General features: G+C 68.9%; 19 protein-coding genes and 1 tRNA gene. 8 read left to right on the top strand and 12 right to left on the bottom strand.

The annotated features are described in order from the left end of the window. The first annotated feature begins 44 nt into the window (after positions 1-44). Together ACFQ8C_RS09020 and ACFQ8C_RS09015 are read left to right on the top strand one after the other, a co-directional pair. Positions 45-1028, top strand: a complete 984-nt coding sequence (locus ACFQ8C_RS09020) for a helix-turn-helix transcriptional regulator (RefSeq protein WP_383453781.1) — start codon at positions 45-47, stop codon at positions 1026-1028. 5 nt (positions 1029-1033) lie between these two features. Then, positions 1034-1516, top strand: coding sequence for a hypothetical protein (locus tag ACFQ8C_RS09015; RefSeq protein ID WP_383453778.1), 483 nt, complete (start codon positions 1034-1036; stop codon positions 1514-1516). A gap of 83 nt (positions 1517-1599) precedes the next feature. On the opposite strand, the gene ACFQ8C_RS09010 is transcribed toward ACFQ8C_RS09015, so the two are convergent. From ACFQ8C_RS09010 to dnaK, 4 genes are read right to left on the bottom strand one after another with little or no spacing between them, the layout of a single operon-like run. Continuing rightward, entirely contained in the window at positions 1600-2049 is a 450-nt protein-coding gene (locus tag ACFQ8C_RS09010) for a heat shock protein transcriptional repressor HspR (protein WP_383453777.1), read from the bottom strand. Between the two features lie 4 nt (positions 2050-2053). Then, on the bottom strand, positions 2054-3253 hold the full coding sequence (dnaJ, locus tag ACFQ8C_RS09005) for a molecular chaperone DnaJ (RefSeq protein WP_383453774.1): 1200 nt from the start codon (positions 3251-3253) through the stop codon (positions 2054-2056). Between the two features lie 33 nt (positions 3254-3286). Then, complete coding sequence (grpE, locus tag ACFQ8C_RS09000; RefSeq protein WP_383453771.1) at positions 3287-3922, bottom strand: nucleotide exchange factor GrpE; 636 nt, start codon at positions 3920-3922, stop codon at positions 3287-3289. Beyond that, positions 3919-5760 (bottom strand): molecular chaperone DnaK, encoded by a 1842-nt coding sequence (gene dnaK / locus ACFQ8C_RS08995; protein WP_383453768.1) that lies wholly within the window; start codon positions 5758-5760, stop codon positions 3919-3921. Before dnaK ends, grpE begins: the two co-directional genes overlap by 4 nt. Before the next feature lie 255 nt (positions 5761-6015). Here dnaK and ACFQ8C_RS08990 point away from each other — a divergent pair, with 255 nt between their 5' ends. Both ACFQ8C_RS08990 and ACFQ8C_RS08985 read left to right on the top strand, forming a co-directional pair. After that, entirely contained in the window at positions 6016-6573 is a 558-nt protein-coding gene (locus tag ACFQ8C_RS08990; RefSeq protein ID WP_383453765.1) for a sugar transferase, read from the top strand. 156 nt (positions 6574-6729) lie between these two features. Then, entirely contained in the window at positions 6730-8994 is a 2265-nt protein-coding gene (locus ACFQ8C_RS08985; protein WP_383453762.1) for a heterodisulfide reductase-related iron-sulfur binding cluster, read from the top strand. 72 nt (positions 8995-9066) lie between these two features. On the opposite strand, the gene ACFQ8C_RS08980 is transcribed toward ACFQ8C_RS08985, so the two are convergent. After that, positions 9067-9261 carry a hypothetical protein gene (locus tag ACFQ8C_RS08980; protein WP_383453761.1) on the bottom strand — a complete coding sequence of 65 codons (195 nt, stop codon included), beginning with the start codon at positions 9259-9261 and terminating at the stop codon, positions 9067-9069. Positions 9262-9443: 182 nt separating this feature from the next. On the opposite strand from ACFQ8C_RS08980, the gene ACFQ8C_RS08975 reads away from it, so the two are divergent. Continuing rightward, on the top strand, positions 9444-10274 hold the full coding sequence (locus ACFQ8C_RS08975; protein ID WP_383453758.1) for a Yip1 family protein: 831 nt from the start codon (positions 9444-9446) through the stop codon (positions 10272-10274). A gap of 57 nt (positions 10275-10331) precedes the next feature. On the opposite strand, the gene ACFQ8C_RS08970 is transcribed toward ACFQ8C_RS08975, so the two are convergent. Together ACFQ8C_RS08970 and dcd are read right to left on the bottom strand one after the other, a co-directional pair. Next, on the bottom strand, positions 10332-10829 hold the full coding sequence (locus ACFQ8C_RS08970; protein ID WP_383453756.1) for a phosphoribosyltransferase: 498 nt from the start codon (positions 10827-10829) through the stop codon (positions 10332-10334). A gap of 14 nt (positions 10830-10843) precedes the next feature. Continuing rightward, a complete protein-coding gene (gene dcd, locus ACFQ8C_RS08965; RefSeq protein ID WP_046910319.1) occupies positions 10844-11419 on the bottom strand; it encodes a dCTP deaminase in 576 nt (191 codons plus the stop codon). 409 nt (positions 11420-11828) lie between these two features. Here dcd and ACFQ8C_RS08960 point away from each other — a divergent pair. Then, a tRNA-Gly gene (locus tag ACFQ8C_RS08960) sits at positions 11829-11899 on the top strand. A gap of 57 nt (positions 11900-11956) precedes the next feature. On the opposite strand, the gene ACFQ8C_RS08955 is transcribed toward ACFQ8C_RS08960, so the two are convergent. Then, positions 11957-13123, bottom strand: a complete 1167-nt coding sequence (locus ACFQ8C_RS08955) for a glycosyltransferase family 4 protein (protein WP_383453754.1) — start codon at positions 13121-13123, stop codon at positions 11957-11959. Next, positions 13120-14250: a glycosyltransferase 87 family protein gene (locus ACFQ8C_RS08950; RefSeq protein WP_383453752.1), complete on the bottom strand. Its 1131-nt coding sequence runs from the start codon at positions 14248-14250 to the stop codon at positions 13120-13122. Before ACFQ8C_RS08950 ends, ACFQ8C_RS08955 begins: the two co-directional genes overlap by 4 nt. A gap of 142 nt (positions 14251-14392) precedes the next feature. On the opposite strand from ACFQ8C_RS08950, the gene ACFQ8C_RS08945 reads away from it, so the two are divergent. Together ACFQ8C_RS08945 and ACFQ8C_RS08940 are read left to right on the top strand one after the other, a co-directional pair. Next, positions 14393-15595 carry a sensor histidine kinase gene (locus ACFQ8C_RS08945; RefSeq protein WP_383453750.1) on the top strand — a complete coding sequence of 401 codons (1203 nt, stop codon included), beginning with the start codon at positions 14393-14395 and terminating at the stop codon, positions 15593-15595. A gap of 23 nt (positions 15596-15618) precedes the next feature. Next, on the top strand, positions 15619-16284 hold the full coding sequence (locus ACFQ8C_RS08940; RefSeq protein ID WP_383453748.1) for a response regulator: 666 nt from the start codon (positions 15619-15621) through the stop codon (positions 16282-16284). 521 nt (positions 16285-16805) lie between these two features. On the opposite strand, the gene ACFQ8C_RS08935 is transcribed toward ACFQ8C_RS08940, so the two are convergent. The 3 genes from ACFQ8C_RS08935 to ACFQ8C_RS08925 form a co-directional block, all read right to left on the bottom strand. Next, positions 16806-17597: a hypothetical protein gene (locus tag ACFQ8C_RS08935; RefSeq protein WP_383453746.1), complete on the bottom strand. Its 792-nt coding sequence runs from the start codon at positions 17595-17597 to the stop codon at positions 16806-16808. A gap of 463 nt (positions 17598-18060) precedes the next feature. Beyond that, positions 18061-18636 carry a PIN domain-containing protein gene (locus tag ACFQ8C_RS08930; protein ID WP_383453744.1) on the bottom strand — a complete coding sequence of 192 codons (576 nt, stop codon included), beginning with the start codon at positions 18634-18636 and terminating at the stop codon, positions 18061-18063. Between the two features lie 42 nt (positions 18637-18678). Next, on the bottom strand, positions 18679-19128 hold the full coding sequence (locus ACFQ8C_RS08925; RefSeq protein WP_383453742.1) for a helix-turn-helix domain-containing protein: 450 nt from the start codon (positions 19126-19128) through the stop codon (positions 18679-18681). Between the last annotated feature and the right edge of the window lie 305 nt (positions 19129-19433).

The following is a 19433-nucleotide window of genomic DNA, read 5'->3' as shown; positions in this document are numbered from 1 at the left end:
CAGGCATCATGTTCCTGTAATTCAAGACCCTGAGGGGGGCCGAAATGGTGTCAATACGGGAGGGAGCGGACACCGACCATCGCCCGGGAGAGCCCTGCGATGCCGGAAAAGCCCGGTACGCCGCCGCTCTCCGCGCCGGTCGGATAGCCCGCACCGACCTCGCCGGCGATCCGTGCCTCATCGAACTGGCCCTCGTCCGCACCGATCCGGACGACGTGCGCTGGCTCCGTCCCGTGCCTCCGTCGGTCGCCCTGAACAAGCTGGTCCATCCCATCGAGCAGGAGATCCAGCAACAGCGCCAGCGCGCCCTGTCGCTGGCCGACGCGTTCGAGCCGTTCATGTCGATCAGCACCCCGGACGCCTCCGCCGTGCAGGCGATCACCGTCCTGGAGGGGCTCGACGCCATCAACGACTCCCTGGACCGCGTCCTCGACGAGTGCACCGAGGAACTCCTCACCATCCAGCCCGGCAGCGGCCGCAAACCCGAGGTCGTCCAGGACGGCCTGCGCCGGATGGAACCCCTCCTCGAACGCGGCATCCGGATGCGCACCCTCTACCAGCACACCGCCCGGCACCACTCCGCCACCATGGGGTACGTCGAGCGCATCAGCCCCTACGGCCTGGAGGTCCGCACCCTCGAGGAGATCATCGACCGGCTGATCGTCGTCGACCGCAGGGTCGCCTTCGTCCCCGCCCGCACCGACCGCCGGGTCGCCCTGGAGCTCCGCCACGAAGGGCTCATCCGGTATCTCGTCGGCGTCTTCGACCAGTTCTGGCTCTACGGCGTCCCCTGGGAGGAGGACATCCCCTACACGACCTCGGTCGACGGCGTCAGCGGCATCCAGCTCTCCATCGCCAAACTCCTCGTCGAAGGCCACGTCGACGAGGCCATCGCGCGCCGGCTCGGGATGAACGTGCGGACCTGCCGGGCGCACATCGCCAAGCTCGCGGCCACGCTGGGGAGCGGGAGCCGGGCACAGCTCGGCTACCTCGTCGCCCGGTCCGGCATCCTCGAACGGGACAACTGACCACCGTGGACGTACAGATCGCGCTCGACGGCCCCGCCGGCACCCTCCTGGTCTCCGGGACCGGGCTGCCCGTCGTGGAGCTCGTCCGGGCGGCCGGGACGCCGGCCGACGAGCACACGCCCATCGGCACCCGCAAGGCCGCCCTGCTGACCCTCACCGTGGACGGCGCGCCCGCCGTCGTCCGGCCGTCCCGCGGGCGGCTGCTGCGGCGCTCGTACCGGGTGGACGTCCACACCGGGGGCCTCCGGTACCGGCTCGTGCCCTGTTCGCACGGGGAGAGCCGGCTCAGCCGGGACGGCCGGCGGATCGGCACCCTGAGCTCCAGCGGCGACGGGCGGGTGACCGACGAGTGGGACGCCGGCCCCGGCACCGTACCCACCCCGCTCGACCTGGCCGTCGGCACCGCGCTGGCCGCCGCGTTCGGCACCGGCGCGGCGCCCTGGTGGGAGACGCTCGGCGACATCGTCGCCGAGCTCATCGCCCCCTGAGGACGCCGAAGGCCCCCTTCCGGAGAAGGGGGCCTCACGGAGAGGGGCCTCGCGGAGAGGGGCCTCGCGGAGTCGTGCCGGAGCTACTCGCCGCGCTTCGGCGCCGGGCGCCAGACCACCAGCGCGCTGGTCTGCTGCACGTCGGTGTACGGCACCAGGTCGCGCCGGTACGAGGCGTGCACCTGGGCCTCGCGCTGGCGCATCGCGGCGGCCGCGCCCTCGACGGCCGCCGAGAGCTCGGCGATCCGGGACTGGAGCGCGGCGACCTGGTTCTCCAGCTCGATGATGCGCTTGATGCCGGCCAGGTTGATGCCCTCGTCCTGCGACAACTGCTGCACCTGGCGGAGCAGTTCGATGTCACGGGCCGAGTAGCGCCGGCCCCGGCCGGCCGTGCGGTCCGGGGAGACCAGACCCAGGCGGTCGTACTGGCGCAGGGTCTGCGGATGCAGCCCCGACAGCTGGGCCGCCACCGAGATGACGTACACCGGGGTCTCGTCGGTCAGTTCGTACGGATTGCGCCGTCGCCCTTCCACCGCGTCACGCTCCCTTCGCCGCCTGGAACAGCTCCGCCCTGGGATCCGTGTCGGCGGTCGCCGTACGGTACTGCTCCAGGGCCTCGCGGGCCTTGTCGTCCAGCTCCTCCGGCACCGCGACCTCCACCGTCACCAGCAGGTCGCCGCGCGTGCCGTCCTTGCGGACCGCGCCCTTGCCGCGGGCGCGCATGGTCCGGCCGTTCGGCGTGCCCGCGGGCAGCTTGAGGGTGACCGCGGGGCCCCCGAGGGTCGGGATCCTGATCTCGCCGCCGAGCGCCGCCTCCGTGAAGGAGACCGGCACCGTGACGGTGAGGTTGTCGTCCTTGCGCCCGAAGACCGGGTGGGCGTCGACGTGCACCACGACGAACAGGTCGCCGTGGGGACCGCCGCGCTCGCCCGGGGCGCCCTTGCCGCGCAGCCGGATCTTCTGCCCGTCGGAGACGCCCGCCGGGATCCGGACCTGCATGGTCCGCGAGGACTTGGCCCGGCCGGAGCCCTTGCAGACCTCGCAGGGGTTCTCGGCGATCAGGCCGCGGCCCTTGCAGTCCACACACGGGTCGGTCAGCGAGAAGCCGCCGCCGCTGCCGCGCGAGACCTGGCCGGTGCCGACGCAGGTCGGGCACACCCGGGGCGTGCCGTTCTTGTCGCCGGTGCCGGAACAGGCCGTGCAGGGCTGCTGGCTGGACATCCGCAGGGGCACGGTGGCGCCCTCGATGGCCTCGGTGAAGCTGAGCGTCACCTCGGACTCGATGTCCTGCCCGCGCCGGGGCTGGGTGCGGGCACCCGCGCCGCCGCCCCGGTTGAACAGGCCGCCGAAGACGTCCCCGATGCCGCCACCGCCGCCGCCGAAGCCGCCGGGCCCGCCCTGGGCGCCGCCTCCGAAGAGGTCGCCCAGGTCGAAGTTGAACGAGCCGCCGGCTCCGGGGCCGCCGGCCCGGCCCCCCTGGTTTCCGAAGAGGGCGCCGTTCCCGAAGAGCGCGCGCGCCTCGTCGTACTCCTTGCGCTTCTTGGGGTCACCGAGGACGTCGTTCGCCTCGGAGATCTCCTTGAAGCGCTCCTCCGCCTTGGTGTCGCCCTTGTTGGCGTCGGGGTGGTTCTCGCGGGCCAGCTTCCGGTAGGCCTTCTTGATCTCGGCCTCGGTGGCGTCCTTGGGGACGCCGAGGACCTTGTAGTAGTCCTTCTCGACGAAGTCCTTCGTGCTCATCGACGTCCCTCCTCCCGCGTGCGGGTACGGCTGTTACTCGCTGTCCTTCTCGGACGTGTCGGAGTCCTCCGACTCCTCGGCCTTGCCCTGCGCCCCGGGCTGGGGCTCGGCGACGGCCACGCGGGCGGGCCGGATGGTCCGCTCGCCGATCCGGTACCCCGGCTGCAGGATCGCGACGCAGGTCGTCTCGGTGACGTCCGGCGCGTACGAGTGCATCAGGGCCTCGTGGATCGTCGGGTCGAAGGGCTCGCCCTCCTTGCCGAACTGCTGGAGCCCCATCTTGGCGACGACGGTCTCCAGCGACTCGGCGACCGACTTGAAGCCGCCCACGAGCTCGCCGTGGTCCCGGGCCCGGCCGACGTCGTCGAGGACGGGAAGCAGGTCGGACAGGAGGCTCGCGACGGCGATCTCCTTGACCGTGACCCGGTCCCGCTCGACCCGGCGCCGGTAGTTCTGGTACTCGGCCTGGAGCCGCTGGAGGTCCGCGGTGCGCTCGGAGAGCGCGGAGCGGGCCTGGTCCAGTGCGGCGGTGAGGCCGGCGTCGGCCGCCGGCGTGCTGTTCGCGTCCCCGGCCGGGGCCGCCGTGTCCTCGGGGGACTCGGCGGCCTCGGCGGCGTCGCCGGAGGGGACGTCGGGCTTCTCCTCGAAGCCCGGGGTCTCCTCGCTCACGCCTGACCGTCCTTCTTGGGCTCGTCGTCGACGATCTCGGCGTCGACCACGTCGTCGTCGGCCTTGGCCTGGCCGGCGTCGGCGCCACCGGCGGCCTGGGCGCCCTGGGCGTCGGCGTAGAGGGCCTGGCCGAGCTTCTGGGAGACGGCCGCGACCTTCTCGGTGGCGGTGCGGATCTCGGCGGCGTCCTCGCCCTTGAGCTTCTCCTTCAGCTCGGCGACGGCGGCCTCGACCTCGGTCTTCACGTCGCCCGGGACCTTGTCCTCGTTGTCCTTGAGGAACTTCTCGGTCTGGTAGACGAGCGCCTCGCCCTGGTTGCGGGACTCGGCGGCCTCGCGGCGACGGTGGTCCTCGTCCGCGTACTGCTCGGCCTCCTGGCGCATCCGGTCGACCTCGTCCTTCGGCAGCGAGGAGCCGCCGGTGACGGTCATCTTCTGCTCCTTGCCCGTGCCCAGGTCCTTCGCGGTCACGTGCATGATGCCGTTGGCGTCGATGTCGAAGGCGACCTCGATCTGCGGGACGCCGCGCGGGGCCGGCGGGAGGCCGGTCAGCTCGAACATGCCGAGCTTCTTGTTGTACGCCGCGATCTCGCGCTCGCCCTGGTAGACCTGGATCTGCACGGACGGCTGGTTGTCCTCGGCCGTCGTGAAGATCTCGGACCGCTTGGTCGGGATCGTGGTGTTGCGCTCGATGAGCTTGGTCATGATGCCGCCCTTGGTCTCGATGCCGAGGGACAGCGGGGTGACGTCGAGGAGCAGGACGTCCTTGACCTCGCCCTTGAGGACACCGGCCTGGAGGGCGGCGCCGATGGCGACGACCTCGTCCGGGTTCACGCCCTTGTTGGCCTCGTTGCCACCGGTCAGCTCCTTGACGAGCTCGGCGACGGCGGGCATGCGGGTCGAGCCGCCGACCAGGACCACGTGGTCGATCTCGGAGAGGGCGATGCCCGCGTCCTTGATGACGTTGTGGAACGGGACCTTGCAGCGCTCCAGCAGGTCCGAGGTGAGCTGCTGGAACTGGGCGCGCGTGAGCTTCTCGTCCAGGTGCAGCGGGCCCTCGGCGGAGGCCGTGATGTAGGGCAGGTTGATGGAGGTCTCGGTCGAGGAGGAGAGCTCGATCTTCGCCTTCTCGGCCGCCTCGCGGAGGCGCTGGAGGGCCATCTTGTCGAGCGCCAGGTCGACGCCGTGACCGTTCTTGAACTGGGTCACCAGGTAGTCGACGACGCGCTGGTCCCAGTCGTCGCCACCGAGGTGGTTGTCACCGTTGGTGGCCTTCACCTCGACGACGCCGTCGCCGATCTCCAGGAGGGACACGTCGAAGGTGCCGCCACCGAGGTCGAAGACGAGGATCGTCTGGTCGTCCTTGTCGAGGCCGTAGGCCAGGGCGGCCGCGGTCGGCTCGTTGACGATGCGCAGGACGTTGAGGCCCGCGATCTCACCGGCCTCCTTGGTGGCCTGGCGCTCGGAGTCGTTGAAGTACGCCGGGACGGTGATGACCGCGTCGACGACCTTCTCGCCCAGGTAGGCCTCGGCGTCGCGCTTGAGCTTCTGCAGGATGAAGGCGCTCATCTGCTGCGGGTTGAAGCTCTTGCCGTCGATCTCGATCTTCCAGTCGGTGCCCATGTGGCGCTTGACCGACCGGATGGTCCTGTCGACGTTGGTGACGGCCTGGCGCTTGGCCACCTCGCCGACGAGCACCTCGCCGTTCTTCGCGAAGGCGACGACGGACGGCGTGGTCCTGGCGCCCTCCGCGTTCGTGATGACGGTGGGCTCGCCGCCTTCCAGAACGCTGACGACGGAGTTAGTCGTGCCCAGGTCGATGCCGACCGCACGTGCCATTTCGATTCCTCCAGCTGACTGACTTGAGTGGAACTGACTCAAGGATGCATGACGGACCGCGGGGCGTCAACAGACTTGAGTCTGGTGCGCTCAAGTCTTCGCCGCTTCACTCACTCAAAGAGACGCCTGGGGCGCGTCGTTCCCTGACGCGCGGCGCGAGAAGTGGCAGAGTCCTGCTGCCCCTTGTCGGGCAAAGCAGGCAGAGCAGGCATATCCCACGAACATCCCATGATCTCAGTCGGAGGGATCCGGGGCATGACGGCGAACCACCGCGGTGCCGACCTCGCGCGCACCTTCGACGTCCGGCGCGGCTTCGACCTCAAGCGCGCCTTCGACCTCCTGGGCGGCACGGCGCTGCTGCTGCTCCTCTCCCCCGCGCTCGCGGCGGCCGCCCTCTCCCTCGCGCTCACCCGGGAGGGCCCCGCCCTGCGCCGCCGCACGGTGGCCGGGCTGCGCGGCCGGCCCTTCACGATGCTGACCCTCCGCACCCGGAGCCCGCTGGCCGCGCTGCCGATGCTGCTGCACGTGGTGCGGGGCGAGATGTCGCTCGTCGGCCCGTGTCCCCTCTCCCCCACCCACCGGGAGTGCACGGGCGAGGCGCGACGCCGGCTCTCGGTGCGGCCGGGGCTGACCGGGCCGTGGCAGATCAGCGACCGCTCCGACCTGCCCTGGGAGGAGCGTGAGCTGCTCGACCTCCACTATGTGGACCACCACTGGCTCGGCATGGATCTGGCCGTTCTGGCGCGTACGCTTCCAGCAGTCCGCCGACGTCGCCTCCGGCGCGCCTCCGCCCGCGCGGCAAGGCTTGCCTGAGCGACACAGATCACCGCGAGGGCCGCTACAGAGCGGCGCCGGAAACCGGTAATCTCAGCACGGACTAATTAAGTTACCGCTTAGTAGGCTCAGGGCGAGGGTGAGGCGAGCACAGGCCGCGCCAACCGCGCCCCAGGCCCGCCCGAGGAGCCCGTCATGCAACTCGCCGCGATCATCGTGTCGCTGACGCTGACCGTGGTCGGCGTTGCCCTGCTCGCTCGCGCCATCGGCCAGTTCGTCCGTTACTTCAAGCTCGGCCAGCCCGTGCCGGCCGGCGCCCGGACCGACAACCCCTACCAGCGCAGCGTCACCCTGGTCCGGGAGTTCCTGGGCCACACCCGGATGAACCGCTGGGGCATCGTCGGCTTCGCGCACTGGTTCGTCGCGGTCGGCTTCCTGACCCTGCCGCCGACCCTCGCGCAGGCCTTCGGCCAGCTCTTCCAGGCCGACTGGACCCTGCCGGTCATCGGCGGCTTCCTGCCCTTCGAGCTCTACATCGAGTTCATCGGCGTCATGACGATCCTCGGCATCGCCGTGCTGATGGTCATCCGCCTGCTGAGCCTGCCCTCGCGCGCCGGCCGCAAGTCCCGCTTCGCCGGCTCCAAGGCCGGACAGGCGTACTTCGTCGAGTACGTGATCCTCACCATCGGCCTCGCGATCTACGTGCTCCGCGGCCTGGAGGGCGCGATCCACCACGTCGAGGGCTACGAAGCCGCGTACTTCGCCTCGTACCCGCTCGTCCTGGCCTTCAAGGGCCTGTCGGTCACCACCCTCCAGACGCTCATCTACTTCACCGCCATGGTGAAGATCAGCACCTCGTTCATCTGGATGATCGTGGTCTCGCTGAACACCAACATGGGCGTCGCCTGGCACCGCTTCCTCGGCTTCCCGAACATCTGGTTCAAGCGCAACGCCGACGGCGCCACCGCGCTCGGCGCGCTCCAGCCGATGACGACCGGCGGCAAGCCGGTCGACTTCGAGGACCCGGGCGAGGACGACGTCTACGGCGTCTCCCAGGTCGAGCAGTTCTCCTGGAAGGGCCTCCTCGACTTCTCCACCTGCACCGAGTGCGGCCGCTGCCAGTCGCAGTGCCCCGCCTGGAACACCGGCAAGCCCCTCTCCCCCAAGCTCCTCATCATGTCGCTGCGCGACCACGCGCACGCCAAGGCGCCGTACCTGCTCGCGGGCGGCGGCAAGGACATGGAGGGCAACGAGAAGGCCACGGCCGAGCAGCTCAAGGACGTCCCCGCGGCCGCCCTGGCCGAGGCCGAGCGCCCCCTCATCGGCACCGCCGAGGAGAACGGCGTCATCGACCCCGACGTCCTGTGGTCCTGCACCACCTGCGGCGCCTGCGTCGAGCAGTGCCCGGTCGACATCGAGCACATCGACCACATCGTCGACATGCGCCGCTACCAGGTGATGATCGAGTCCGCCTTCCCGTCGGAGGCCGGCACGATGCTGAAGAACCTGGAGAAGAAGGGCAACCCCTGGGGTCTCGCCAAGAAGCAGCGCGTCGAGTGGACCAAGGAGGTCGACTTCGAGGTCCCGATCGTCGGCAAGGACATCGAGGACCTCTCCGAGGTCGACTACCTCTACTGGGTCGGCTGCGCCGGCGCCCTGGAGGACCGCGCCAAGAAGACCACCAAGGCCTTCGCCGAGCTGCTCCACATCGCGGGCGTCAAGTTCGCGATCATGGGCGGCGACGAGAAGTGCACGGGTGACTCCCCGCGCCGCCTCGGCAACGAGCCGCTCTTCCAGCAGCTCGGCTCCGAGAACGTCGCCATGCTGAACATGGCGTTCGGCGAGGACGACGAGGACGAGTCGACGAAGAAGCCGAAGTCGGCGAAGAAGATCGTCTCGACCTGCCCGCACTGCTTCAACACCATCGCCAACGAGTACCCGCAGCTCGGCGGCGAGTACGAGGTCATCCACCACACCCAGCTGCTCCAGCACCTCATCGACGAGGGCAAGCTGATCCCGGTGACCCCGGTCGACGGCCTCATCACCTACCACGACCCGTGCTACCTGGGCCGCCACAACAAGGTCTACACGCCCCCGCGCGAGATCATGTCGGCCGTCCCGGGCCTGCGCCAGCAGGAGATGCACCGCCACAAGGAGCGCGGCTTCTGCTGCGGCGCCGGCGGCGCCCGGATGTGGATGGAGGAGCGGATCGGCAAGCGCATCAACAACGAGCGCGTCGACGAGGCCCTGTCCCTCAACCCGGACATCGTCTCGACCGCCTGCCCGTTCTGCCTCGTCATGCTGACCGACTCGGTCAACGGCAAGAAGAACGAGGGCAAGGCGAAGGAGTCCGTCACCGTCGTCGACGTGGCGCAGCTGCTCCTGGAGTCGGTGAAGACCCCGGTCGACCCCGAGCCCGAGGCCCCGGCCGAGGCGCCGGAGCCCGAGCCGGCCGCGTAACGGCATCACGGAAACGGCGTCGACGGAGGGCCGCCCCACCTGGTGGGGCGGCCCTCCGTCACGTCCGGAGGCTCACCGCTTCCGCGCGGTGGACCCGTCGGCCGACGGCCAGCCGGAGACCTGGTCCCGCACGGCCGCCTGCCGGTCCCCGGAGCCGCCGGACGCGTCGTCGGCGAAGGCGACGACGGCCGGGAGGAGCAGGGCGACCGAGGTGCCGCCGGCGACGACGGCGGTACGGAGGACACGGGTACGACGGTGGAGAGGCACGGAGAACTCCCCAGGGGTTTCGCTGCTGACCCCGCCGAAGCTACGGACCCCACATTGAGGTGATACGTCCTTTTCGTAACAGTGACCGCGCGGCCGTACGACGACCCCGTGACCCCCTGGGGGATGTCACAGCTCGGCACCGAAGGAGCGGGTGCCCTGCGGAAACGGGTACGTTCAATGACGTGGCTGGATTCAGGAACGGACGCGGCCGGGACAACCGCCCCCCGCAGCAGCAGCATCGACCGCAGCAGGCGCCGTACGGGTACGAAGCGCCCCCTCAGGGGTACCCGCAGCAGCAGTGGCAGCAACAGCCACAGCAGCAGCCGTACGGGGAGCCCGAGTACTTCGGCGACCCGCACGCGCAGCAGCACCACCAGGCGACGGCGAACAACCCGGGCCACACCCAGATGTTCAGCGTCGACGACCCCTACGGCCAGGCGGGCGCCTACCAGGCTCCCCCCGCCCCCGTCGGCCCCCGCCTGCCCTGGAAGGCCCTCCTCGCCGGCATCGTGCTGCGCCCGGCGGACACCTTCCTCCGGATGCGCGACCACGCGGTCTGGGGCCCGGCGCTGGTCGTCACCTTCCTCTACGGCCTGCTGGCGATCTTCGGCTTCGACCAGGCCCGCGAGGAGGTGCTGAACGCGACGCTGTCGAGCACCATCCCGTACGTCCTGATGACCGGCGTCGGCTTCGTCCTCGGCGGCCTGATCCTCGGCGCGGTCACCCACACGCTCGCCCGTCAGCTGGGCGGCGACGGCGCCTGGCAGCCCACGGTCGGCCTCTCCATGCTGATCATGTCCCTCACGGACGCCCCCCGCCTCCTCTTCGCCCTCTTCCTGGGCGGCGAGAACGGCCTCGTCCAGGTCATCGGCTGGGCCACCTGGCTCGCCGCCGGCGCCCTCTTCACCCTCATGGTCGGCCGCTCCCACGACCTCCCCTGGCCCAAGGCCCTCGGCGCCTCCGCCATCCAGCTGGCCGCCCTCCTGAGCCTGATCAAGCTGGGCACGCTGTAACGGGACGCCACACGAGAAGAGCCCCCTCGCGGGGGCTCTTTCGCGTATCGGGGCGGCTCAGGCGTCGAGGACCTGGCCCTCGCGCTTCACGACGGGCGGCTCGACGGACCACGGGAAGTTGATCCACTCGTCCGTCTTCTTCCACACGTACTCGCACTTCACCAGGGAGTGCGACTTCTCGTAGATGACGGCGGAGCGGACCTCGGCGACGTGGTCCACGCAGAAGTCGTGGACGAGCTTGAGGGTCTTGCCGGTGTCGGCGACGTCGTCGGCGATCAGGACCTTCTTGTCGGAGAAGTCGATCGCGTTCGGGACGGGCGCCAGCATGACCGGCATCTCCAGCGTCGTCCCGACCCCCGTGTAGAACTCCACGTTCACGAGGTGGATGTTCTTGCAGTCGAGCGCGTAGGCCAGACCGCCGGCGACGAAGACGCCGCCACGGGCGATGGAGAGGACGACGTCGGGCTCGTAGCCGTCGTCGGCGATGGTCTGCGCCAGCTCGCGGACGGCCGTCCCGAAGCCCTCGTACGTCAGGTTCTCGCGTACTTCACTCATGTCCGGCTACCGCCTCACACCTGGGTCCGATGGAAGTTCATGTACGAGCGGGAGGCCGTCGGCCCTCGCTGCCCCTGGTACCGGGAGCCGTACCGCTCGCTGCCGTACGGGAACTCGGCGGGCGAGCTCAGCCGGAACATGCACAGCTGCCCGATCTTCATCCCCGGCCACAGCTTGATGGGGAGGGTCGCGAGGTTCGACAGCTCCAGCGTCACGTGCCCCGAGAAGCCCGGGTCGATGAACCCGGCGGTGGAGTGCGTGACGAGCCCGAGCCGCCCGAGGGAACTCTTCCCCTCCAGGCGCGACGCGATGTCGTCCGGCAGGGTGATGACCTCGTAGGTGGAGGCGAGCACGAACTCGCCCGGGTGCAGGATGAACGCCTCGTCGCCCTCCGGCTCGACCTCGCGCGTCAGATCGAGCTGCTCGATCGCGGGGTCGATGTGGGGGTGACGGTGGTTCTCGAACACCCGGAAGAAGCGGTCGAGCCGCACGTCGATGCTCGACGGCTGCACCATGGATTCGTCGTACGGGTCGATGCGCACCCGCCCGGCATCGATCTCGGCCCGGATGTCCTTGTCTGAGAGAAGCACGCCCCCACGATACGCAGAGGGCGCGGACCTCCCCAATCGGGACCGGCCCACGCCCCACCCACCGCCCAGGTCAGCGCGACCGGGCCTCCACCGGCACCGCGTGCCTCAACCGCGCGCACCGCGGACACCGGAGGAGCCGCCCGGGCCCGATCCTCCCGGCCCCGAGCTGCTGAAGCGGAAACGACGCGGTACTGAACACGTGCCCTTCGGCACAGCGGACGACGGTGCGCTCCACGGAACCCATCAAGTCCCTTCCCCTACACACATGCTGGACGAGACAGCCACATTAGGGGATCAACGGGGCACCCTCCACGCGGCACTCCGACCCACCGGAGGAGAGACGAACTACGCCGCCCGTGGCGCATGGGGTACAGTGTGCAACGATGCGATCGGCTCATCCGGCCGCAATGCGGATGTAGTTTAATGGTAGAACATGAGCTTCCCAAGCTTATAGCGCGGGTTCGATTCCCGTCATCCGCTCTTGAACGAAGCCCCAGGTCAGAGACCTGGGGCTTCGTCGTTGTCCGGACCGGCCTGTCACGGCCCGTCGGCTCGCGCCGGACCGAGCAGTTCCGCCAAGGTCGCGTAGGAGCGGTCCCAGGTCCATTCCTCGCGGACCCAGCTGCGGCCCCTCTCGCCCATCTCGCGGGCGAGCCCGGGGTTGCGGAGGAGCCTGGTCAGGCGGTCCGTCGTCGCCGCCACCGAGCGGCCGTCGACGACATAGCCGGTCTCGCCCTCGCGTACCGCGTCGGGGGCTCCTCCCGAGTCGCCTGCCAGGACGGGGAGTCCGGACGCGGCGGCCTCCAGGTAGACGATGCCCAGACCTTCCACCTCCAGGCCGTGCCTGCGGGTGCGGCAGGGCATGGCGAAGGCGTCTGCCGCGGCGTAGAAGGAGGGGAGGGCGTGGTGGGGGTGGCCGCCTGCGAAGACGACCGCGTCCACAACGCCTTCGGCCAGGGCGAGCCGGCGCAGTTCGAGGGCGTGCGGGCCATCGCCGACCAGAAGCAGCATGGCGTCCGGGAGAACCCTGCGGATCCAGGGCAGCGCCCTGATCAGGGTGTCCTGTCCCTTGCGTGGAACCAGGCGGGCCGCACAGAGGATGACCGGGCGGCGACCCAGACCGTAACGGGCCCGCACCGGGCCTCCGTCGAGGGAGGGGTGGAAGGCCGTGGTGTCCACCCCGGGTACCAGGCGTGCGGTGCGGGTCCCGGGGCCAAGGGCTGCCTCGATCGGCCTGCGGGTGCTCTCGCCCAGCCAGGTGAGGACGTCGACCTCCGTGCCGATGAGGCGCAGCAGCGTCCTGGCCCCGGGGGTGCGAGCCCACCACACCTCGTGGCCGTGGGTCGTGGCGACGGCGGTGCGGATGTCCGTCGTCCGGCGCAGTCGACCCGCCATCAGGCCGAGCGGTGCCGCCGCGCCGAACCACACCCGGTCACAGCCATACCGGCGGGCCACGGACGCGGCGTGCGCGGTGACCCGGGGAGTGGGCAGGAGGGTGCGTGCCGGGTGGCGGATCACCGGATACGGAAAGGACTCCTCGGGTACCGGGTCGGCCGCGGCCCGGTTCGGAGACGAGGTGAAGACGACCACCTCGTCGGGCGGGAAGCGGTCGGCCAGTTCGCGGACGAACGTCTCGATGCCTCCCTGCCGGGGCGGGAAGTCATTGGTGACGATCAGCGTGCGAGGTCGGGCATCGTGCTTCATACGGCGGCGGCCTCCTGGGAAGGGGGGACAACAGAGGTGCCACGGTGTTGCCGCGTCCGGTACGCCAGCGTCCCGAGCGTCAGCGGATAGACCAGGTAGCCGAAACGGGTCGAGGGCATCAGGGCCATCGCCAGGCCCAGACCGAGCGCGAGCCGGGCGGCGGCCGCCCGTACCGTCACCGACGGCCGCACCACCAGCGACGCCGCCATGGACAGCGCGCTCATCACGAGGAGCACCAGCGCGATCGCCTTGCCGCCGGGGATGTACACCGCGAGCAGGTGGCCGGGCAGCGGGCTCGCGGCCGGTGAGGTGGCATCGGTGAGGCCAAGTGGGAAGGCGATGACGTTCCGGTGGAAACCGGAGGGGTCGGAGAGGGCGATGGGAAGCACACCCGCCGCCGCGGTGATCAGGGCCACCGCGGCGTACCGCAACGCGGCCCGGCCGCCCCTGCCCGCCGCGATCAGCGCCAGTGCCACGGGCAGCGCGGGCCATGCCGTCCACTTGAGTGCGGCGGCGGCGCCGAGCGCCAGCCCCGCACGGCCGGGCCGCCCCTGCCCGGCGAGGACGATGCCGAGGCACATCAGGCCGACGACCGGAAGGTCCGTTCCACCCACCGCGAGGGGCAGCGCGATCAGGGGGCAGGCGAGCAGCCGGGACCGGTGCAGACCAACCGCGGCGAGGGCCGCCACGAAGGCACCGCCCAGCCACCAGCGCGGATCCCCGGGCAGTACGCCGAAGAGTGCCGTTCCAGGCAGGTAGGGGTTGAAGTCGGCGACGGCCTCGGGGACGGCGACGTACGGGCTGCCGGTCGTGAGCAGCGACCACCCCGACCGCTCGACGACCGCGACCTCCAACTGGCCGAGTCCGGCCGCCACCGACGAGACGAGCGGCACCACGACGGCCCCCGCCACCGCGACCGACCGAGCGGCGGGGCGCGAGCGCTCACCGCAGGCCAGGGCCGCCGCGACACCGTAGCCCGTCCCCGCCATCACGCCCCACATGCGATGCGGTCCCAGATCCGAGACCAGAGCGAGCCCCAGCGCGACGAGCGCGCAGCCGGCCCACGCGTACCGCTCGTGGCATGTGCACCGGACATGCCGCACGTACCGTTCGAGGTTCTTCGTCATGTCCACCGACGCTAGGAATCCACGGGCCGGAAGACGTCAACCGGGGCTCCGGACCCACGACTCCACCCGTGGCATGACATCCGGGCACAGAGTCAACCCGTGCGGCGACGCGCACATCCGCCTCGGCACGGACCATGGACACATGAGTACGCCCCTCCGACAGCGCTTCCGTACCTGGATCGCCGCGCCCGTCTACCCCTGGGTCACCGGCGGGTTCCTGACCGTCGGCGCCGTGGCCGAGTTGATCGCTTTTCCCGGATCCGTGACCACCACGATCGGAGTGCTCGTCTCCTCCGCCTCGCTGATATGGCGGCGGTCGTTCCCGCCCGTCGCGGTCCTCACGGTCGCCGCGGGTCTGCTCGGGTTCGCCGGCGACGTGAGCCTGTACCTCTCGATCATGGCGAGCGGGCTGATCGGCTGCTACACCCTGGGCCGCAGCCGGGTGCTTCACCCCGCGGTGGCCGTGATGGGGGCCGCGCTTGGGGCGCTGTGCGTGAACCTGGTGCACATCAACACCTGGTCGCGGATGGACCTTCCGGTGCCCGCTCTCTGGGAGAAGGGATCGCTCAGCCTGTTCGCCGAGTCGTTCCTGCTGACCGTGGTCATCTTCGGGGCCGTCATGATGGGTGACGCGGTACGCTCCCGGGAGGAGACCCGCGACGAACGGGACCTGGCCCATGCCCAGTTGATCGCCTTGGAGCGGCAGCAGGCGGCCGAGGCCGAACGGGCGGCCATCGCCCGTGAACTGCACGACATCGTCTCGCACTCGGTGTCGATGATCGCCGTGCAGGCCGAGAGCGCCACATACACCACCCCGGGGCTCACCCCCGAGGCCCGCGACGGCTTCCAGCAGATCGCCGGCACCGCCCGCTCCTCGATGGCCGAACTGCGGCGGCTCCTCGGCGTCCTGCGCACCCCCCAGGGCCAGCGGGACACGGCCCTCACCGCCCCGCAGCCAACCCTCGACCACCTCGCCGAACTGGTCGATCAGCACCGGACGGTGGGCGGCGAGGCCGAACTGCGGATCACCGGGCAGCGGGTGCCGCTGCCTGCGGCCTGGGAACTGTCCGCCTACCGCATCGCCCAGGAGGCGCTGACCAACGCGCGCAAACACGCACCCGGCGCCCGCACTGTCGTGGAGATCGACTACGGCGCCGAGGGGCTGCTCACGCTGCGTGTCCACGACGACGGTCCGGGCCCGGGCTCCGGACCGCATTCCGACACGGGCCACGGCCTGACCGGGATGCGGGAGCGGGCGGCCTTGGTCGGCGGCCGGCTCAGCGCGGGCGCGGGCCCGGACGGAGGATTCCTGGTGGAGGCGGAACTTCCCTGGTGGACCGGGTGACCGGCGTGAAAAAGGAGAAGGGTGTGATCAGGGCACTGGTCGCCGACGACCAGGCGGTCGTCCGCACGGGCTTCGTCAATCTCCTCGACACCCAGGAGGACATCGAGGTCGTGGGTGAGGCCGAGGACGGTGTACAGGCGGTGCGCATCGCCGCCGAGACCCGGCCCGACCTCGTGCTCCTCGACATCCGGATGCCGCACAAGAACGGCATCGAGGCGGCACGGGAGATTCTGGCCGGGTCCGGGAACACGACCAAGGTCCTGATCCTGACGACCTTCGGCCTCGACGAGTACGTGTACGACGCGCTCGCCGCCGGGGCGAGCGGCTTCCTCCTCAAGGACGCCACCTTCCCCGAACTGCTGCACGCGGTGCGCGTGGTGGCGGCCGGGAACGCACTGCTCTCGCCCGAGATCACCAAGAGGGTGATCGGCGAGTTCGTGCACGCGCGAACCTCACGGCTGCCGGTCCACTCCGTGGGGGAACTCACCGCACGTGAGGCGGAGGTGCTCGCCCTGATCGCCCGGGGACTGTCCAACACGGAGATAGCGGACCGCCTCACGATCACGGATCACACCGTGAAGACCCACATCAACCGGCTGTTCGCAAAGCTGGAGCTACGAGATCGGGCGCAGGCCGTGATCGCGGCCTACGAGCTGGGGCTGGCGCGGGTGGGGGGCGGAACCGGCTGACCGAGCCCCATGCCACCACGTGCCGGCAGGACCGGTGGACAGCGGTCAACAGCAGGCGCGAGCGGACGACCGAGAACCCCTGCACCTGATGGCCTTTCCGCAGGTCAGCGACCATCAGGGCGCTCAAGTACCGGGTGATTCCCAAGCTTGTAGCGCGGGTTCGATTCCCGTCATCCGCTCTTCCACGAAGGCCCTGGCCAGCGACCAGGGCCTTCGTCGTTGTCCAGACCCCCTCAGGCGCCCCGCACCACCTTGTCCTCTCCTCCTGCTCCTCCCGCGCCTTCTCCTGGGCTTCTCACGCGCCGTCCGCACCATCCGGTCCAGCCCCGCCGGCCACCTCCTTCTGCCGGTCGTGGTCGGAGTGCTGGTAGATCAGCGCCGCCCTCTCGGTCGACTGCCCGGCCCATGGCCATGTGCACCAGTCCCTGCATCGCTGAAGGTCCGCCCACAGAAACTCCGGCAGAGCGGCACCCGCTTCCCGCCACTTGGTCGCCCCCTCAGCACGCTCGCAACTAGAGAGGCTAAGGCCTGAACTTCTCGGTCCCGATTACAGGGATAATTCCCTCACCATCAAGGGTTTTAAGGGTCCCTGTAAGCTTCCCCTGAGCCCAACTATTCCACGACTTTGCAATCAAGTTATAGGACGCCCTGCGCCCACCACTCGTTCCGAGAAGTACGCGATCTCGGAAGAACCGGTTCCTGAGAACAAGACGAGGATCTTTTGCGTCCATATTGGCGCCGGAGATAATCCCATTCGCCCATTCCTCAATTTTATCCGCATGCTCAGTTCGCGCGGCCTGAGCCAGCACCACCAAGTGAGTGGGCTGGTTAATTCCAGCGGCTCGATACGACGCGGCGGCGACTGGCGCCATGGTCGTAAGTTCCGGCCACGCCGCTACAGCCTTCAAAATATCAGAAGTCGCAGCTCTCGTATCATAGAAACCATCAAAAAGCGTAACCGGGTCCCACATCTTGTACATTTGACCGATGATTCGAGCTGCCGCAGCCACAATTACCCTGTGCGGAATTTTAAGAAGCTGAGCCGCTTGGCGCCGGTGCCCCGAGTCCAGCACATCGAACGTCTCTGCCTCACAATTGGGAATCACAAGCATTTCAATTGAGACGCCAGAAACTTTGACACCCATCAGTCGATGCTGACCATCGAGGAGCATGCCGCCCTTATCGAAGGCAATCCCCTGATGCGTCGTCCTCCACGCACCACTGGCCATCGCCTTCGCGTACCGCTCATAGACGGTGTCAGAAAGCACTCGATTGTGCGTCGGATTGCAGTGAGTCAACCAGAGCTCGGCCATCTCTGGGGTGATTGTCATATATTTAGGCCCGATCGGTAAGGCCGGAAGATCAAACACTCTTCACCCGAATCCCTTTAACATGGATATGCCAAGAGCATGATCGCATCCCGCGGGGCCACTTTCATGTCGTTGTACTTAAGTGACAAAAGTGAGACTTTAGATGTGTAGATTTCTAAAATATTGCACATATGAGTAACGCTTTCAGATCGATAGGTTTCACTTTTGACCGAAATCCCGTGATGTGCGTCCTCATGCAAGTGCAGCTACGCTCTTACCTCCGTCGACTTCCGCATAGAGGTCGGCTCGGCTACGCCATCTCTCAACATTCGGGTCCAGTCGCTGACGAAGATGCTTCCGAGCCCAGCCACCCATACACGAAGGAAGCCTCAGGTCAGCGACCCAAGGCTTCCTTGTTGTCCATTTTTTCTTGTTTCACGCACTCCTGTGCACCACTCCGGCCCGCTCACATGGCACGATGCTCAAGGTGATGCGTCAGGAGGTCCGCGAAGCGCGGCAAGCCAGCTTTCGCGAGTCGGGCGACGGCATCGGCAATCGTCACTGGCGGGTTGCGCTTCTCTCGGGCAAGCCTGACCACCGTCTCCACCACCTCATGCGGCAACTCGTCACACAGCCCACACAGGTAGGAATCCGGGTCGATCACCCGCACTCCACGCTCGGCCAAGTCGCCAGCGGGAAAGTCGGCGAGATTCCACGTGATCAGCGCGTCCGCCCCTGCAGCCACCGCTGCCGCCGCATGGTGCCGATCGTCGGGGTCATCGCCTGGCATCTCATCGACAAGGTGGCCATAGGCCACCGCCGGGATCTCACAGTCGGCGAAGAAGCGCCGAACGGCCTGGGCAACTGTGGCAGCGGACTCCGCCGAACGTCTTCCCTCCCGGACGATGACCCGCTCCCACTCCGCGAGCAGCCGCTCGGACCACACGATGTCGTGGACTGAATCCTCGGTGAGAGCCAGCATCACGTCCATCACCGAGAACGGAAACAAGACGTTGGTGTCCACAAAGACCCGCGCCGTCACGCTCCCCCTCTTCCTACTTCACCGCTGCCGGTGACACCCACATCAATCGGGCAGGTCGGTGTCCGCCAAGACTTCGGCGATCTGGCGCCGACCCTCCCTGCGGCGCTCACGCCGCTGCTGGAACGCCAGCACGTCCGCGAGGCGGACCACACGGTGGCTGCTACGGGGAAGATTCGTCGAGGGGATGTCGCCAGCGTCGAGCAGGCGGGCGATGAATGGTCGGGACAGACCCAGAAGCTCAGCGGCCTCAGAAGGCGACAGCTGCACCTCGGACGCCAGGACCGTCACCGCATGCCCGCGGGACAGCTCGCCGGCCGAGGTCAGGAGAAGACGGACCAGTTCCCTCGGCAATGCCAGTTCGCCGCCGTCCGGGGTGCGCACCAGCACCTCGATCGAATCCGGCTCCATCCGGGCAGTCGCGGCGAGCGCGCACTGGTGAGAGGGATCCGGTTCGACCTTCTCAGCGCGGGCGAGAACGCTGGAACGAGCCATGGCCGCCTCCAATCACTGACTCAGGCGAAACTGCATCTGCAATAACTGTAACCAAGAGGCCCTGTGCGGACAACTACGGAGGAGAGGTGTCTCGACCAAGCCAAGCAACGCCCTTGCGGGTGGTCGTCTCCCACGACGCCGCCCCGGAGCCCGTGCCGCAACGTGCCAGTAGGGGCGGTGAACAACGGTCAACAAGGGGCGGACAGTCAGCTAGTGACCTGAGTCGGAGATTCGTCGTTAGTTGGGCATGAGTCGTCCGGGTCCGAAGATTCCGCCGTTGTCTGTCACTGATGCCCAGAGGGCGG

The organism is Streptomyces sp. NPDC056503 (genome assembly GCF_042794995.1).
In the GTDB taxonomy this organism is placed as follows: Bacteria; Actinomycetota; Actinomycetes; order Streptomycetales; family Streptomycetaceae; genus Streptomyces.
Note: the sequence above shows the minus strand (reverse complement) of the source record. Positions and strands in the feature narration are given on the sequence as shown.

Coding starts and splice junctions, on each gene's coding strand:
- ACFQ8C_RS08925 (WP_383453742.1), bottom strand. CDS start 19,128: ATGGCTCGTTCCAGCGTTCTCGCCCGCGCTGAGAAGGTCGAACCGGAT.
- ACFQ8C_RS08935 (WP_383453746.1), bottom strand. CDS start 17,597: ATGGCCGAGCTCTGGTTGACTCACTGCAATCCGACGCACAATCGAGTG.
- ACFQ8C_RS09020 (WP_383453781.1), top strand. CDS start 45: ATGGTGTCAATACGGGAGGGAGCGGACACCGACCATCGCCCGGGAGAG.
- ACFQ8C_RS08950 (WP_383453752.1), bottom strand. CDS start 14,250: ATGACGAAGAACCTCGAACGGTACGTGCGGCATGTCCGGTGCACATGC.
- ACFQ8C_RS08990 (WP_383453765.1), top strand. CDS start 6,016: ATGACGGCGAACCACCGCGGTGCCGACCTCGCGCGCACCTTCGACGTC.
- ACFQ8C_RS08955 (WP_383453754.1), bottom strand. CDS start 13,123: ATGAAGCACGATGCCCGACCTCGCACGCTGATCGTCACCAATGACTTC.
- dnaK (WP_383453768.1), bottom strand. CDS start 5,760: ATGGCACGTGCGGTCGGCATCGACCTGGGCACGACTAACTCCGTCGTC.
- ACFQ8C_RS08945 (WP_383453750.1), top strand. CDS start 14,393: ATGAGTACGCCCCTCCGACAGCGCTTCCGTACCTGGATCGCCGCGCCC.
- ACFQ8C_RS08985 (WP_383453762.1), top strand. CDS start 6,730: ATGCAACTCGCCGCGATCATCGTGTCGCTGACGCTGACCGTGGTCGGC.
- dnaJ (WP_383453774.1), bottom strand. CDS start 3,253: ATGAGCACGAAGGACTTCGTCGAGAAGGACTACTACAAGGTCCTCGGC.
- ACFQ8C_RS08970 (WP_383453756.1), bottom strand. CDS start 10,829: ATGAGTGAAGTACGCGAGAACCTGACGTACGAGGGCTTCGGGACGGCC.